Source organism: Paraburkholderia nemoris, assembly GCF_905221015.1.
Lineage (GTDB): Bacteria > Pseudomonadota > Gammaproteobacteria > Burkholderiales > Burkholderiaceae > Paraburkholderia > Paraburkholderia nemoris.
This window is the reverse complement of record NZ_CAJNBO010000001.1, coordinates 421,544-437,843: the sequence shown is the minus strand read 5'-3', so window position 1 is coordinate 437,843 and position 16,300 is coordinate 421,544. Positions and strand designations below refer to the sequence as shown.

Sequence of the window (16,300 nt, the reverse complement as noted above, 5' to 3'; positions counted from 1 at the left end):
CGTGTATAAGTCGGACCATTCCGCTCGTATGGTGCAGTGCCTTTAACAAGGACCGTGCGTATGAAGAAGAAGAAAACGTTTGGAATCGGCCTCGGCAGCGTGGTGCTGCTATCGAGGGCACTCACCCCTTCAGCGATGGCCGCGTGCAGCAATACCGCGCCGCCGAGCAACACCACAGTCACCTGCACAGGCAGCGGCATCGCCGCCGTCGTTGCGCAAACCGGCAGCACCGGTGTGACGATCAATGCCGACAGCACCGCCTCGGGCAGCTTCGTGCACAGCACCAATGCAGTTGTATTCAGCGTCGATACCAACAGCACGATCAATAGCAGCGGCAACTTGTCACTGACAGGCGGCGGTGGTACGGGCACCGCACGCGGCGCGGTGTTGCTCGGCGTGGGCAACGGCAATCAGCTCACCAACGCGAGCGGCGCGGTCATCACCACGACCGGCGCCTTCAACGACGGCATGGCCGCCAACGGCAGCGGCAACACGCTGACCAATCGCGGCTCGATCACCACCAGCGGTCCCAACGCTTACGGCATGACGGCCGCGTGGGGACAAACGAACGTCGGCCAGTTGAACAACACGCTGATCAACAGCGGCAGCGTGACGACCTCGGGCAGCAACGCGCGCGCCGCATCGATCCTGGGCGGCAGCGGCACCATCAACAACAGCGGCACGTTGACTACTACGGGTTCGGCCAGTCCAACCGCTTATCTGCAAGGCAATAACGACCAGTTGATCAACAGCGGCACGATCAGCGCGAGCGGCAGCGGTTCGGATGCGGTGTTTTCCAACACCGCGGGATCGAGTTTCGTGGCGACGATCCAGAACCTCGCGGGCGGCAGCATCATCAGCCAGAACGGCTCCGGCATCCGCACGCTCAACGGCAACAGCACCATCATCAATGCGGGGCTTGTGCAAAGCGGTATCGGCACGGCCATTACGATGGGCAACGGCAACGATTCGCTGATTCTGCAAACCGGTTCGGTGATCAACGGTGCGGCCGATGGGGGCGCAGGAACGAACACGGTGACCTTGCAAGGTTCGGGCACGGCGTCGAATGCGTTCACCAACTTCCAGACCTTGCTGATGCAAGGCACGCTGTGGAACTGGACTGGTAGCGGGACCTTCACGCTCGCACATGTGCAGACGGGCACGCTCAATCTCACCGGCACACTAGGCGCGAGCGCAACCGCGCTCGTCGATAGCGGCGCGACCTTGCAGGCGAACGCGCAGAACCTGCCCTCCAACGTCACCGACAATGGCCTCGTGCGGTTTGCCCAGGACAGCGCAGGCACCTACACGGGATCGATCAGCGGCACAGGCGCAGTCGATAAAACCGGGGCCGGCGTGTTGACGCTTGCGCCGGCTGCGGCGAGCGGCAACACATACTCGGGTGGCACGACGATCGATCAGGGCACGATCGCCGTCGGTGCGGACAATGCGCTCGGCGCGAACACGGGCGGCCTCACGTTCAACAGCGGCACGCTGCAATTGACGACGAGCTTCGACCTCGCCGGCACGCGCGCCATCACGTTGGCCGCAGGCGGCGGCACGATCGATACGCAATCCTTCGATACCACGCTCTCCCAAGCGGTGAGCGGAACCGGCGCGTTGACGAAAGCCGGCAGCGGCAGCTTGCTGATGACCGGCGTGAGCACCTATAGCGGCGCAACCACGGTCGCGGCGGGCACCCTCGCAATCGGCGATGCCACCCATGCCAGCGCCGCGCTGACGGGCGGCGGCGCCACCACGGTGGCCTCAGGCGCGACGCTCGGCGGCTATGGCAGCGTGACGGGCGCGGTCACGAACAACGGCACGCTCGCGGTGGCGAATGCAGTGCCGTCGTTTGCGAGCGAAGGCAACGGCGCGTTCTCGATCAACGGTTCGCTGGTGAATGCCGGACTCGTGCAGATCGGCGGCCCTGCCGCCGGCGGTGTGGGCAACCGCTTGAACGTGACGGGCAACTACTCCGGCCAGGACGGCACCATCGGACTAAACACCGTCGTCGCCGGCGACGGCGCGGCGTCCGATCGCCTCGTGCTCAGCGGCGGAACGGCCACTGGTTCGACGCACCTGCAAGTCACGAACGTCGGCGGCCAGGGCGCACAAACGGTAGCGGACGGCATTCAGGTGATTCAGGCGACCAATGGCGCCACTACCGCCTCGAGCGCTTTTACGCTGGCCACACCGGTGAAGGCCGGTGCGTATTCCTACTATCTCGCCAAAGGCGGTGTGAGCAGCGGCACGACGGACAACTGGTATTTGCGCAATACGGTTGCGCCGCTGCCGCCCGCAACGACACCCGGCCAGCCGCCGGTCACGACGCCGGGCGCCCCTGGCGAGCCACCCGTTGTCGAGACCGGCGTGCCGATTGCGGCCGAGGGCACGCCGCCCTTGCCGCCCGCGCCACCCGCCGGCTCGGCCGCCACGCCGCTGTATCGCGTCGAGGTGCCGGTCTACGCCGCAGCGCCCGGTGTCGCGCGTGAACTCGGCCTGATGCAGATCGATACGTTTCATGACCGGCAAGGCGATCAGGCCTTGTTGAGCGAAAGCGGAAAATTGCCTGCCGCGTGGGGGCGCGTGTGGGGCGGCCATAGCGTGCTGAGCCAGAACGGCACGGCAAGTCCGCAATTCGACGGCTCCGTGTATGGCATCCAGGCCGGGCAGGATCTTTACGCGGATCGCAGCGCGAGCGGCCAGCGCAATCACTACGGTTTGTTCGTCGGTTTCGCGCGGGCCACCGGCGACGTCGACGGCTTCGCGCTCGGCATGCCCAATCTCGCGGTAGGCCACCTTGCGATCAACGCGTACAGCCTCGGCGGCTACTGGACGCATATCGGCCCAAGCGGCTGGTACACGGACGCCGTGCTGATGGGAAGTTCGTTGACCGTCGATCCGGATTCGCGCGACGGCCTCAATACGACGACGCACGGCAACGCAGTGACCGGCTCGCTCGAAGGCGGTCTGCCGATTCCGCTCGGCGCGGGGCTCACGCTCGAACCGCAAGCGCAACTCGTGTGGCAGCACCTCTCGCTGCCCGATTTCAACGATGGCGTATCGAGCGTCGGCTTCAACAGCGGCAATACTTTCGTCGGACGAATCGGCGCGCGCCTGCAAGCTCAGTTCGATGCCTTCGCAATCGCCTGGCGGCCCTATCTGCGTGTCAGCTTCCTACGAGAATTCGGCTCCGACGACAAAGTCACCTTCGGCGGCGGGACCGTGATTCCCGGCACTGTCGGGCAAACCGCGGCGCAACTCGGCGCGGGCGTGGTCGGCAGATTCAGCACATCGGGCAGCGTGTTCGCGACGCTCGGCTGGGTGACGAATCTGGGTGGCGCACACCAGAGAACGGTGACGGGCGACGCAGGCGTACGCTGGGTCTGGTAGTTTTACGCCGGACTGTGCTGCAGGTGCGGTGCGGTCCGCACCTGCGGTTTTTGCCGCCTTATTCAGCGCGATTGCCGCCACCCAGGCATCGGCAAAGCCGCCGAAAACCTGCCAGACTGATTGTTGATCCTCGAAACAGGCCAGCGCTTGCCGCCCTCTGGATATGGCACACCGCGTCCCCATCTATGCCAGCATGACTTCGGCCTCGACATCCACCGCCGCGTTGGACGAGCGCTCTGATTCTTCGGGCGTCGATCCGGTAGTGCAGCCAACTTCAAACGCTGCTTCGGGCCCTTTCACGCCTGGCGCGCTGGATGATTTCCATCCGGCAGTCGCCAGCTGGTTCCTGAAGACCTTCCCCGCCCCCACCGATGCCCAGGCCGCCGCCTGGCCGCAGATTCGCAGCGGACGCTCGACGCTGGTGGCCGCGCCCACCGGTTCGGGCAAAACTCTCACCGCCTTCCTGTCCGCGCTCGACGAACTCGTCCAGCAAGGCCTCGCCAACGGCGGCGCGTTGCCCGACGAAACCCTGGTGGTCTACGTCTCGCCGTTAAAAGCGCTCTCCAACGACATCCGCATCAACCTGGAAGTGCCTTTGCAGGGCATCGCAGCGGAACTCGAGGCGCGCGGCCTGCCGCCGCTCGACATCCGCACCGCCGTACGCACAGGCGACACCACGCAACAGGAACGCAACGCGCTAAAAAAACGCGCGCCGCATATTCTCGTAACCACGCCGGAATCGCTCTACGTCCTGCTCGGTTCGGATTCCGGCCGACGCATGCTATCGACGGTGCGTACAGTAATCGTCGACGAAATTCATGCGCTCGCCGGCAGCAAGCGCGGCAGTCATCTGGCGCTTAGCCTCGAACGGCTCGACGCGTTGTGCCAGCGGCGCCTGCCACGAATCGGCCTGTCGGCGACGCAAAAACCGGTCAGCGCCGTCGCGCGCTTTCTGGTGGGCGGCGCGAGCATCGAAAGCGATATTCCGGCGGACTGCGCGATCATCGACGTGGGCCACATTCGCGAGCGCGATCTCGCGCTGGAAATTCCGCCCGTGCCGCTCGAAGCGGTGATGCCGAACGAAGTGTGGGAACGCGTCTACGACCGCCTCGCCGAACTGATCGCGATGCATCGCGCCACGCTGATTTTCGTCAACACCCGACGCATGGCTGAACGCGCGGCACGTCATCTGACCGAGCGACTCGGCAAGGACGCAGTCGCCGCGCACCACGGCAGTCTCGCCAAGGAACATCGTTTTGACGCCGAACAACGCCTGAAACGCGGCGAGTTGCGGGTGCTGATCGCGACCGCTTCACTGGAACTCGGCATCGACATCGGCGATGTCGATCTGGTCTGCCAGATGGGTTCGCCGCGCGCGATCGCGCCGTTCCTGCAACGTGTGGGGCGCTCGGGCCACCATGTGGGCGGCATGCCGAAGGGCCGGCTCTTTCCGGCTTCGCGCGACGATCTGATCGAATGTGCGGCCCTGCTCGATTGCGTGCGGCGTGGCGAACTCGACGCGTTGCGGATTCCGCGCGCGCCGCTCGATGTGCTGGCGCAGCAGATCGTCGCCGAGGTGTCGAGCGCCGAATGGAGCGAAGACGCACTGTTCGAGATGCTGCGGCGCGCGGCTCCCTACGCGGACCTCGAACGCGAGCAATACGACGCCGTCCTGCGCATGCTGGCCGAAGGCTATACCAGCCGTCACGGCCCGCGCGGCGCCTATATTCATCGCGACGTGGTGGGCGGCACCTTGCGCGGCCGGCGCGGCGGCAAACTGGTCGCCGTGACCTCAGGTGGCACGATTCCCGAGAACGCCGACTATGCGGTCGTGCTCGAACCGCAGGCGATCAATATCGGCACCGTCAACGAGGATTTCGCCGTCGAGAGTCTGGCCGGCGACGTGTTTCAACTGGGCAATGCGTCGTACCGGATTCTTCGGATCGAGAGCGGCCGCGTGCGGGTCGAGGACGCGCAGGGCCAGCCGCCGAATATTCCGTTCTGGCTCGGCGAGGCGCCAGGGCGCAGCGATGAACTGTCGTTTGGCGTCGCGCGCCTGCGTGAGCAGATTGGGCGCCTGCTCGATGGGGAAGAGCCGATGACGGCGCGCATCCAACGCGCAATTGACTGGCTCGTCGATGCCCTCAGTCTCGACGAAGCCGCCGCCCGCCAGATCGTCGACTATCTCGCCCGTGCACGCGCCGCACTCGGTGTGCTGCCGACGCAAAACACGCTCGTGATGGAGCGCTTCTTCGACGAATCCGGCGGCACGCAACTCGTGATCCATGCGCCGTTCGGCAGTCGCGTGAACCGCGCGTGGGGTCTCGCATTGCGCAAGCGTTTTTGCCGGACCTTCAACTTCGAACTGCAGGCCGCTGCCACCGAAGACGCGATCATCCTCTCGCTGACCGGCAGCCATTCCTTCGTACTCGACGAAGTATGGCGATATCTTCATTCGAACAGTGCCGAGCATCTGCTGATCCAGGCGCTGCTCGACGCGCCACTCTTCGGCGTGCGCTGGCGCTGGAACGCGACCACCTCGCTCGGCCTGCCGCGTTATACCGGCGGACGCAAGACCCCGCCGCAATTGCAGCGCATGCGCAGCGAAGATCTGCTGGCGAGCGTGTTTCCCGAACAGGCCGCATGTCTGGAGAACATCGTCGGCGAGCGCGAACTACCGCATCATCCCTTAGTGGACCAAACGGTCGACGATTGTCTGCACGACGCAATGGACACCGAAAGCTGGATCGCCTTGCTGCGTCGTATCGAACAGGGCGAGGTGCAACTGATCGCCCGCGATCTGCCGGCGCCCTCGCCGCTTGCCGCCGAAATCCTCACGGCCAAGCCCTACGCCTATCTCGACGATGCACCGATCGAAGAGCGCCGCACGCAAGCTGTGCAGAACCGCCGCTGGACCGATCCGTCCAGCGCCGACGACCTCGGCGCACTCGATGCCGACGCGATCGACAGCGTGCGCGACGAGGCATGGCCGCAGGCGCGCACCGCCGACGAGATGCATGAAGCGCTGACCGGTCTCGCCTGCATCACCGAGGCCGAAGCGCGCAATGTCGAAGGCTGGCCGGCATGGCTCGCCTCGCTTGCCGAATCGGGCCGCGCGACCCGTCTGCGGATTAGCGCCGACGATGCGCTGTGGCTGCCCGCCGAGCGCCTGACATGTTTCCAGGCGCTCTACCCTGACGCCCGGTTTGAACCGCCGCTCACCGCACCGAAGGGCTACGCCGATACCTGGAACGCCGACGACGCCCTGCTCGACGTGCTGCGCGCCCGGCTCACCGGCTTTGGCCCACTGCCTGTGCGTACGATCGCGCAGGCACTGAACTTGCCCACGGCGTCAATCGAACACACGCTGACGCGTCTCGAAGCAGAAGGCTACGTGATGCGCGGCCGCTTCTCGCCGGGCGCAACCGAGGAAGAATGGTGCGAACGCCATCTGCTCGCGCGGATCCACCGTTACACCGTCAAACGCTTGCGGCGAGAAATCGAGCCCGTGGAACGGCACGACTTCATGCGTTTTCTGTTCGAGTGGCAGCATTTGACGCCGGACACCCGCAGCGAGGGACGCGACGCTTTAGCCGCCGTTCTCGACCAGATGGAAGGTTTTCAGGCCGCGGCGGGCGCATGGGAAGAAGATATTCTGCCGGTGCGCGTGAAGGCGTACGCGAACATTTCGCTCGACGAACTATGCCGTGCCGGCAAGATCGTGTGGACCCGCCTGACCGAGCGGGCACGCGGCGCGACAGGACCGATCCGCAGCACGCCGATCGTGCTTTTGCCGCGCGCACAGGTGCGTGTCTGGCGCGCACTGATCGACCCGTCGAAACAGCCGGAGCTATCGGCGCGCGCGCAGAGCGTCCATGACACGTTATCGCAGCATGGCGCGATGTTCTTCGACGAATTGCTGGCCGAGGTACACGGCTTGCGCATGGAACTGGAAAACGCGCTGGGCGAGCTGGTTGCCGCTGGCCTCGTGAATTCCGACAGTTTCGCCGGCTTGCGGGCGTTGTTGAAACCCGTCGCGAAACGCAGTGCTTATTCCAGTAGCCGGCGTGTCAGGTCGAGTGCATTGATCGGAGGAATGGACGACGCGGGACGCTGGGCGCTGGTCAGCCGGCAACCCGTTGTTGCTGCACCAGAAGCCTCGTCAACGCGCCGCCAGCAGTTCGCCCCCGAAGTACTCGAACATGTCGCCATGACGTTGCTGCGCCGCTACGGTGTGGTGTTCTGGCGTTTGCTCGAACGCGAGGCCGAATGGCTACCGCCGTGGCGGGACCTGTTGCGCGTGTTTCAGCGGCTCGAAGCACGCGGTGTCATTCGCGGCGGGCGGTTTGTGAATGGCCTCGCCGGCGAACAGTTTGCTTTACCAGAAGCGATTCCAATCCTGCGCGAAGTTCGACGGCATGCGAACGATGGTGCTTTTGTGTGTGTCGCCGGAACCGATCCTTTGAATCTTGCCGGTACGCTGCTGGTGGGCGAACGCGTGCCTGCCGTTGCCGGGAATCGGGTTTTGTATCGCGATGGAATCGTTATCGCGACGCTGGTGGCGGGGGCTTTCTGGTTTGACCCCACGGTGGAAACGATTCCCACAGAGCGGGAACACGCCCGAAGCGCGTTGGCCCGGCGGTTTTGAGGCAGTCCTGAGCTAATTCCGCGGCGGTTTAATGCGGTTTCAACGCGATTTCGCGGCTTCATGCCAGTGCAAACACCGAAACAAAAGCCTTAAGACGAAGGCCATCACGACCGTTAATGTTTATAGGCCCGAAGGCCAGCCGCTTCGCTACAATGGGGTCAGTCTTTAAGTATGATGAAGACTGTTTGCCGCCACCCCACCTTTATGGTTGGCTCATCGGCACACCGCCCGGGGATCTCATGAACGACGACCAACACGATCAGGTGCTGTTTGCCCAGTTCGGCACAAGCAGCCCTTGCTGGCGTCTGTCGAACGACAGCAACGCGCTGGAGCTCACGCCCGTCACCGGGGACGTGCCGGCTAATGTCGCCATTCCGCTCAATCCCCAACAGGCCTCGCAGATCCGCTGCCTCACCGGCATCACCTCGCACCTCGTCCTCGACGTACGGCTGTTCGGCGAACCGCTGCGCCTGCATCTCGTCGGTAAAAAACTCGCCAGCAATACGTGGGCAGGCACCGCCTCGGCCTACGACGATACGGAGTCCGTCGCACGCGACCTCGTCCACGGTCTCTCGTTCGCCGAACAGGTCGTCTCCGAAGTCAATTCGGTCGTGGTCATCGTCGACAGGCACGGTCGTATACAGCGCTTCAACCGTCTCGCCGAGGAACTCACCGGCGTCAAGGAAGAAGACATCGTCGGCCGCAATGTGTGGGCGCTGTTCATGAGCACCGAGTCCGGCGCGGCGTCGAGCCAGAACATCACGGGGTTCTTCAATCGCGGCGTCTCGTACGAAGTCGAGCGGCGCGTGAAAACCCTTCGCGGCGAACGGCTATTCCTGTTTCGCAACAAGTTCGTTCACAGCGGCAGCGGCGTCGAAGAACAGTTTCTGATCTGCTCGGGCACCGACATCACGGAAGAACGGCTCGCGCAGGAACGGCTCACCGAACTGGCGAACACCGATTCGCTCACCGGCCTCGCCAATCGCAACGCAATCCAGGACAAGATCAGTGCCGCGATCGAAGCGGCTGCCCCAGGCGAATCGGTCGGCGTGCTGTTCCTCGATCTAGACAACTTCAAGAAGGTCAACGACCACTACGGCCATGTCTTCGGCGACCGGTTGATCCGCGATGTGTCGTCGGCGATCAGCACCTGCCTGAACGAAGGCGACGTGCTCGCGCGCCTCGGCGGCGACGAGTTCATCGTGCTCGCCGCCCAGGGCACCGCCCACGATCTCGAAGCTACCGCGCAGTGCATTCTCGAACGCCTGCGCACGCCGTTCAGCCTGGGGCTCGTCGAGGTCTACACCGGCTGCTCGATCGGCATCGCGCGCTATCCGGAACACGGCAACGACCTCGAATCGCTGATCCGTTCGGCGGACACGGCCATGTACGTCGCCAAAGACGAAGGCAAGCGCACCTATCGCGTCTTCTCGCCCGACATGAACCGCAAGGTCGCCGAGTACATGTGGCTCGACACCAACCTGCGGCGCGGTCTCGAAGAGGGCCAGCTGACGCTGCACTATCAACCCAAGCTCGTACTCGCCACCGGCGCGGTGCAGGGCGTGGAGGCGCTGGTCCGCTGGAACTCGCCGGAGCGCGGCCAGATCATGCCGGTGGAATTCATTCGCTATGCGGAAGAATCCGGGCTGATCGGCGTGCTCGGCCGCTGGGTCATGGAAACGGCCGCGAAGCAGGCGGCCAAATGGAAGGCGGACGGCTACAACCTGCGCATCGCGATCAACGTGTCGGCACGGCAACTCGTGGATACCGCCGTGGTGCGGCATTTCAGCGAAGCGCTGCAGCGCGCGAATCTCGATCCGTGTCTGATCGACCTGGAACTCACCGAGAGTTGCCTGATCGAGGACGAAGCGGCGGCAATCGATCTGATCAAGCAGTTCCGCCAGCTCGGCGCGCAGGTTCACCTGGACGACTTCGGCACCGGCTATTCGTCGCTCTCGCAGTTGGGGCGCATTCCGCTCGACGTCATCAAGCTCGATCGCAGTTTCGTCCGCTCGATCAATGCCGACACCAAAGCACAAGCACTCGTGCGCTCCATGGTGGTGGTCGCGCAGGAGCTGAATTTCAAGGTGGTCGCCGAAGGCATCGAAACCGAATCGGAAGAGGTGTTCATGAGGGGGCTGGGCGTCGACTACGTACAGGGCTTCCTGTACGGCCAGGCCATGCCGGTCGCGGAATTCGAACGCTGGTTGCAGGATAGGCAGAAGCTCAGACTGATTGCCTGAGCTTCCGCGCGCCCGGAGCACACGTCCCCTGGGGGATTGAGGGACCCGCCCGCTGCCGCTCGATAGGGTCGAGACCCGGAGCGATTCAGGCGAAATTGGCCGCGCTGGAGGCCGTCTGGCGCAGGTTCGAAGTACGGCGGTTCTGCAGCATCACCAGCCGCTCCATAAAGACGAGGTCCTTCTCCTCGATCGTGAACGCGGCATCCACCCAGTCCTCGGTAATCTCCATCAGCTCGGCGCGCGAGAGTTGCAGCACCCGCTGACGCGCCCGCAGCATCGCGCGGATCCCGTTCATCTTCGGCCGCAGCGTATCGATGAAGGTGCGCGTCGCCATATAGGCGTCGCCAGGTTCGAACAGTTGATCGACCAGTCCCTTGCCGTGGTGCCACTCAGCCGTGTGCGATTCGCCCATGCCGATCAGTTCCTCAGCCAGACGCATCCCCACCTTGCGCGCGACCAGCGAATAGCCGCCCATGCCCGGGAACAGATTGAATGCGATCTCCGGAAAGCCCATGCGGGCATCGTTCTGCGCCAGCAGGAAATGATGCGCGAGCGCCGCCTCGAACCCTCCTCCGAGCGCCGTGCCCTCCACCATCGCGATCGAAATTGCCCCCGTATCGAAGCCGCGCGCGGCAGCGTGCACACAATCGACGCAGGCGCGCGCGTACGCCATCAGCGCCTGGCGCTTGCCGGAGCGAATCGTGTCGGCGAAGAAATCAAGGTCGCCCCCAACGTTGAACATGGTCGGAATCAACGAACCAGTCACCCAGAAGTCGATCGGCAAACCGGATTCTCGTGCTGCCTGCGCGAGGCCCAGAATGTCATGCACCAGATCGAGATTGAAACATGGACGCGGCTGCGCCCGCAGCATCATCCACATGATGTTGCGGCCTTCTTCGTAGTAGGCGGAGACTTGCGACAAATTGCCGGCTTCAAGGAACGGGCGGCAGGCGTGATGGTTATGCAGATTCATTTTGAACGGTCCTTTTAAGGTTAAACACTGGCATTGCAATGCGAGCCTAAAGCAGACCGGAATCGGATGGGAGCGGGGTAACCAACAGATGAATGCAACACGCGCGTGAAGCCCCGCCAGCCGGAGCTCTGCGGGGCGGCGAACGGATGGGGAAACAATCCTGCGGACGCAAACGCTTGCGCACCGAAGAAGGGCGAAATTTGCCCGCAAATGAGCACCCGGCCGCAATAAATTAGCGAACGAACAAAGTGTGGATTTCTTGCCGGATTTGAAAGAAAAACAAATAGTCGTCGATTAGGTAATGCAATCGAAAATATGGCTTGCGAAGGTTTGTTTTTTTATTTGTGGACTAACAGACGGACTATTCAATTCGCATATTTAAACGCGGGCGCTGCGGAGCGCCCGCTGATTTGCCCGCAACGTTGTTGCAGGCAAGCTCAAGGCAAAACGCTCGTCAAGGCGCGGCCGCGATCACCTGAGCAACGGCTGCCGTCAGTTTCTTGCCATACGGCACGTGCAGGAACTCGTTCGGTCCGTGCGCGTTCGACTTCGGCCCGAGCACGCCGCACACCATGAACTGCGACTTCGGGAAGCCCGCCTTCAATACGTTCATCAACGGGATCGTGCCGCCCTGCCCCATGTAGGCAACGTCCGCGCCGTAGTGCGTGCGCGACGCGTCGTTAAGCGCGGTGGCGAGCCACGGTGCGAGATCGGGCGCGCTCCAGCCGCTCGCCGCGCCAGCATCCGGCTTGAAGGTGACCTTGGCGTTGTACGGCGGATCGAATTCGAGCAGCGCCTTCAGTTCGGCGACGGCCTTCTCCGCTTCGATCAGCGGCGGCAGGCGCAGCGACAATTTGAACGCCGTGCGTGGGCGCAGCACGTTGCCGGCATCGGCAAGCGCGGGCAAGCCGGCCGCGCCGGTCACCGACAGCGACGGACGCCACGTCGAATTGAGCAAGGCCTCCTGCGGATCGGTAGTGGTGGGCAGCACCTGACGGCCGTCCTGGCCGCAGGCCCACGGCAGCTTCTTCCAGACGTCGTCGCCAAGAATCTGCGCGGTCGCTTCCGCTTCGCGCAGACGGTCCGCCGGAATCTGAACGTGGAAACCCTTCGGCAACAAAGTGCCGTTGGCGGAGTCTTCGAGACGGTCGAACAGTTGCCGCATGATGCGAAAGCTCGACGGCGCGATGCCGCCGTAACCGCCCGAGTGAATACCTTCATCGAGCACCTGCACTTCGAGGTCGCCGGCAACCAGACCGCGCAACGACGTAGTGAGCCACAGTTGATCGTAGTTGCCCGCACCCGAGTCGAGACACACCACGAGCCCGACTTTGCCGAGCCGTTCACGCAACGCGTCGACGTACGGCAGCAGATCGTAGCTGCCCGATTCCTCGCAGGTTTCGATCAGGCCGACACAGCGCGGACGCTCGATGCCTTGCGCGTCCAGCGCGGCCAGTGCCGTGATGCTCGCGTAGATCGCGTAGCCGTCGTCGGCGCCGCCGCGGCCGTACAGCTTGTCGTTTTCGAGCTTCGGCGTCCAGGGGCCGAGGTCGTTGCGCCAGCCGTCGAATTCAGGCTGCTTGTCGAGGTGGCCGTAGAGCACGATGGTTTCTTCGCTGCCCGATCGGGTCGCGGCCGTTTCAAAGAAAATCACCGGCGTGCGGCCCGGCAAGCGGATCACTTCGAGTTTCAGGCCGCGCACGGGTTGCTGTTCGGCCCATTGCGCCGCGTCGGTAATCACGCGCTCGAGATAGCCGTGCTTGACCCACTCGGGATCGAACGCCGGACTCTTGGCCGGCACGGCAATGTAGTCCGTGAGCGCAGGAACAATCTCGTCATTCCATTTACGGTCTACGAATTCGCGTAGCGTGTCCTGGTTGATGCGCTGGGTCTGCTGGGTCGTATCGTCGGAGATCATGGTGGCGGTCCGTGGCGGATCTGTTCAGTCGAAACGTCCATGATAGTCCTGATGCGCGATGCGCTGAACCCCCTCGCCTTGCATGCAGGTTTCGGAACGACGCAGCGCAAAGAAAACAATCGCGCGACAATCGGGGGATACATCGCGTCCTGAGGAGCCAGGCTATGGGTGGCAACATCGTGGTACAGGCTGTCGCCGCGGTGCTCGCGCTGGCGCTGTATTTTCTGCCGAGCATTCTCGCGGACCGGCGCAAGCGTCATGACGTGCTGACGCTCGCGCTCTTCAACGCATGCCTCGGCTGGACCGGCTTTGGCTGGCTGCTCGCCCTCTACTGGTCGCTCCAGCCCAACCCGCCGAAGAACGTGGCCGGCGAAGTGGTAGAGACACGGAAGATCGTGCGGATGCGGGCGTTTTCGTCAGCGCTTCTGGTGCGCGTACAGAGGCGGGCCGCGGGGCGTGATCGTCCGGAAAACAAACAGCCTTGATTCAACCAGATCGTACGCAGCAATCGCGGGCAGCCGGCTAGCGGTGCGTTTGCGGCCGCGCTCGGCAGCGTGTTTTTACTGACGCTGATGCTGGCAATGAAGCATTTGCCGGCCGGTACGGCCTACGTGGTATGGACAGGTATCGGATCGTTTGGCATCACGGTGCTGGGCGTGATGCTGTTCAACGATCCGGTTTCGGCACCCCGCGTGCTCTGCATGACCTTGATCGTGCTGTCAGTAGCGGGGTTGAAACTGATCGATGGATAAACCGGTTCGCGAGGGCTAGTACGTGCGTCGGGCCGCTTCTCTCAGGCTGCCCGGCCCATTCTGCCCCACATCACCGAGCCGGCGGGAATCGAGCGCGGCTCAGCCCGCACGCTCTCGTGCGCGAACATTTCGCGGCGCAGTTCGCCATGTTCGTCGAACCACTCGCAAATCAGCCAGTCGCCCGGATTGAGTGCTACCGGTCCCGCATACGTCACCGTCATGCGCGGACCACCTTCCTTCAGCGTGACGACATCGCCGACATTGAAGCGTGCGGCTGCCGGTGTTTCGAATACGTCAATGGTAGCGGTCAGCATATTCAATCCCCTACGGAACCCGTTGAGCGGAATAAAGTCATCGCACCGTGCTTTGCAACATAGAACCCTGCCGAATGAAAACTCTAAAAAGTTGGCCAAGATTAACAATCGAAATTAACTACGGCAAGCGCTTTTTATTGATACCGTTTTCATTGGGACTGGATTAGGTTTCGCGCCCCGGCAGTCGATGGGTAAAGCCGGGGAAAACCCTTTATAACGACGCCAGGCCACCACCCGTGCGGCATTGCACGATCGCAAAACTTACGGCGGCATACCCGGTCTGCCAGTAGAAAATGCGCACTGGATTTGTCATATCTAAACTGCCACCGACAAACCCCATTCGGGTTTATTCCAATCACCTACAATCGAAATTACCTATGAACGGGAAACTCATCGGTAAATGCACCCACTCCAAAACCGGTTTTGTTTAAAGTGCATAATAGTTTTTAGCGACCACCGTTGAAAACGATCTCCTGTCCGCTATTTTCAAACCGGCTGCGCTGCGCGGCGCAATGCGAGTTGCTGATGCCGCACGAGCAGCACGCTCAAACCGATACACACGAACATCAGACACGCGTTGATCGCGAGGCTGTACTGGAACGCGTGTGCATAAGCAGCGGGTGTCTCGCGGCCGCCTATCACACCGAAAAACGCGCCGCTGATAGCCGCCGTGCCGAACGCCGAGCCGATCTGCAAAGTCGACGACACCACGCCCGAGGCAAGCCCTGCTTTCTCCGGCGCGACTTCCAGCAGCACGATGCGCATGATCGACGGCAGGAGCAGACCGTGACCGACGCCCGCGCACACCAGTCCGCAGTAGAACAGCAGATCGGGCGTAGCGGCATGGGTCGCGGACCAGCCGGTGACCGTGAAGCCGATGGTCATCATCGAGAAACCGAGCGCCAGCACATGACCGCCGATGCGCTTGACCACCGCCGGCGACGTCAACGGTCCGATCACGAAACCGATCGCGAACGGCATGATGGCCATGCCCGAAGCGAGCGGCGTCCAGTGCAAACCGGTTTGCAGGAAGATCCCGTAGGTCAGGAAAAACGCGCTGTTGCAATAGAACAGGAACGCGAGCACGAGGCCCAGTGCGAAGGCCGGGTTGCGGAACAATTGCAGATCCACCAGAGGATGGCCGCCGCCGCGCTCGACGCGCCGCTCGGTCGCCACGAATAGCGCGAAGACAGGGACGGCCAGCGCGAACATCACGAAGGTCCACGCCGGCCAGCCGGCTTCACGGCCGTGCGTCATCGGATAGATGACCAGCAGCAACACCATCGAGAGCAGCGCGACGCCCTTCAGGTCGATACCGGTGTTGGTGGCCGGCTGATTTTCCGGCACGAATTTCCACGTACCGATGAAGGCAACGATGCCGATCGGAATGTTGATCAGAAAAATGATGCGCCAGTCGAGCCCGAACGGGTGATAGGTGATCAGCGCGCCGCCGCCCAACTGGCCGACAATCGACGACAACCCGAAGACGAAACCATAGAGGCTCATGACCTTGGTCTGCCGATGCAGCGGCACGACCGCGCGGATGGTCGCGAGCACTTGCGGCGCCATGACCGCGGCGGCGATGCCCTGCACGATCCGCGAGATCACCAGCATGTGGCCGCTGGTTGCGAAGCCGCACAGTGCGGAGGCGACGACGAAGGCTGCCATGCCCGTCATGAACATGCGACGCCGGCCGAACAGGTCGCCGAGACGCCCGCCCGTGATCAACAGCACGGCATAAGCGGATGCATAGGCGGATACCACGAGTTGCAATTGCGCGTCGGTGGCGTTCAGGCCGGTGTGAATCGACGGAAGCGCGAGGTTCACAATGAAATAGTCGAGCGGCGCGAGGAAGGCGCCGACGAACAGCACAGCGAGCGCAAGCCCCTGGCGCTCGAAGCCGGACGCAGCCTTTCCGGCGCTGGCGGCCTTCGTACCGGTGGCAATCCCGCTGGCGGCCACCGCACCCACACCAGGACAAACGGCGGCGGCGGCTCCGCCTGCCGGACCACCAAATGCCGCCGGAGCGGGCTTGATCGGGTCTATATTCATGACC

General features: G+C 63.2%; 9 protein-coding genes. 5 read left to right on the top strand and 4 right to left on the bottom strand.

The genetic code is table 11. The annotated features are described in order from the left end of the window. Window positions 1–60: 60 nt before the first annotated feature. The 3 genes from KHO33_RS01925 (at window position 61) to pdeR (ending at window position 10,287) form a co-directional block, all read left to right on the top strand. A complete protein-coding gene (locus KHO33_RS01925) occupies window positions 61–3,396 on the top strand; it encodes an autotransporter family protein (protein WP_234480409.1) in 3,336 nt (1,111 codons plus the stop codon). A 193-nt stretch (window positions 3,397–3,589) separates the two neighbouring features. Next, window positions 3,590–8,044 carry a DEAD/DEAH box helicase gene (locus KHO33_RS01920; protein ID WP_407946152.1) on the top strand — a complete coding sequence of 1,485 codons (4,455 nt, stop codon included), beginning with the start codon at window positions 3,590–3,592 and terminating at the stop codon, window positions 8,042–8,044. Window positions 8,045–8,283: 239 nt separating this feature from the next. Then, entirely contained in the window at window positions 8,284–10,287 is a 2,004-nt protein-coding gene (pdeR, locus tag KHO33_RS01915; RefSeq protein WP_200561863.1) for a cyclic di-GMP phosphodiesterase, read from the top strand. An 85-nt stretch (window positions 10,288–10,372) separates the two neighbouring features. Here the strand turns inward: pdeR and KHO33_RS01910 are convergent, their stop codons facing one another. Then, window positions 10,373–11,260, bottom strand: coding sequence for a crotonase/enoyl-CoA hydratase family protein (locus KHO33_RS01910; RefSeq protein WP_093635875.1), 888 nt, complete (start codon window positions 11,258–11,260; stop codon window positions 10,373–10,375). A 454-nt stretch (window positions 11,261–11,714) separates the two neighbouring features. Beyond that, window positions 11,715–13,178: a M20 family metallopeptidase gene (locus tag KHO33_RS01905; protein ID WP_200561864.1), complete on the bottom strand. Its 1,464-nt coding sequence runs from the start codon at window positions 13,176–13,178 to the stop codon at window positions 11,715–11,717. Window positions 13,179–13,342: 164 nt separating this feature from the next. Here KHO33_RS01905 and KHO33_RS01900 point away from each other — a divergent pair, with 164 nt between their 5' ends. Next, window positions 13,343–13,663: a superinfection immunity protein gene (locus tag KHO33_RS01900; RefSeq protein WP_054035353.1), complete on the top strand. Its 321-nt coding sequence runs from the start codon at window positions 13,343–13,345 to the stop codon at window positions 13,661–13,663. A 69-nt stretch (window positions 13,664–13,732) separates the two neighbouring features. Beyond that, complete coding sequence (locus KHO33_RS01895; RefSeq protein WP_236074648.1) at window positions 13,733–13,930, top strand: DMT family transporter; 198 nt, start codon at window positions 13,733–13,735, stop codon at window positions 13,928–13,930. A 41-nt stretch (window positions 13,931–13,971) separates the two neighbouring features. On the opposite strand, the gene KHO33_RS01890 is transcribed toward KHO33_RS01895, so the two are convergent. Next, window positions 13,972–14,244: a YodC family protein gene (locus KHO33_RS01890; protein ID WP_054035352.1), complete on the bottom strand. Its 273-nt coding sequence runs from the start codon at window positions 14,242–14,244 to the stop codon at window positions 13,972–13,974. Window positions 14,245–14,730: 486 nt separating this feature from the next. Further along, window positions 14,731–16,296 (bottom strand): MFS transporter, encoded by a 1,566-nt coding sequence (locus KHO33_RS01885; protein WP_200561865.1) that lies wholly within the window; start codon window positions 16,294–16,296, stop codon window positions 14,731–14,733. Window positions 16,297–16,300 lie beyond the last annotated feature (4 nt).

Excerpts from the sequence above, each read along its gene's own strand:
- KHO33_RS01910 (WP_093635875.1), bottom strand. The coding sequence starts at position 11,260 with ATGAATCTGCATAACCATCACGCCTGCCGCCCGTTCCTTGAAGCCGGC.
- KHO33_RS01890 (WP_054035352.1), bottom strand. The coding sequence starts at position 14,244 with ATGCTGACCGCTACCATTGACGTATTCGAAACACCGGCAGCCGCACGC.
- KHO33_RS01920 (WP_407946152.1), top strand. The coding sequence starts at position 3,590 with ATGACTTCGGCCTCGACATCCACCGCCGCGTTGGACGAGCGCTCTGAT.
- KHO33_RS01900 (WP_054035353.1), top strand. The coding sequence starts at position 13,343 with ATGGGTGGCAACATCGTGGTACAGGCTGTCGCCGCGGTGCTCGCGCTG.
- KHO33_RS01885 (WP_200561865.1), bottom strand. The coding sequence starts at position 16,296 with ATGAATATAGACCCGATCAAGCCCGCTCCGGCGGCATTTGGTGGTCCG.
- KHO33_RS01905 (WP_200561864.1), bottom strand. The coding sequence starts at position 13,178 with ATGATCTCCGACGATACGACCCAGCAGACCCAGCGCATCAACCAGGAC.
- pdeR (WP_200561863.1), top strand. The coding sequence starts at position 8,284 with ATGAACGACGACCAACACGATCAGGTGCTGTTTGCCCAGTTCGGCACA.
- KHO33_RS01925 (WP_234480409.1), top strand. The coding sequence starts at position 61 with ATGAAGAAGAAGAAAACGTTTGGAATCGGCCTCGGCAGCGTGGTGCTG.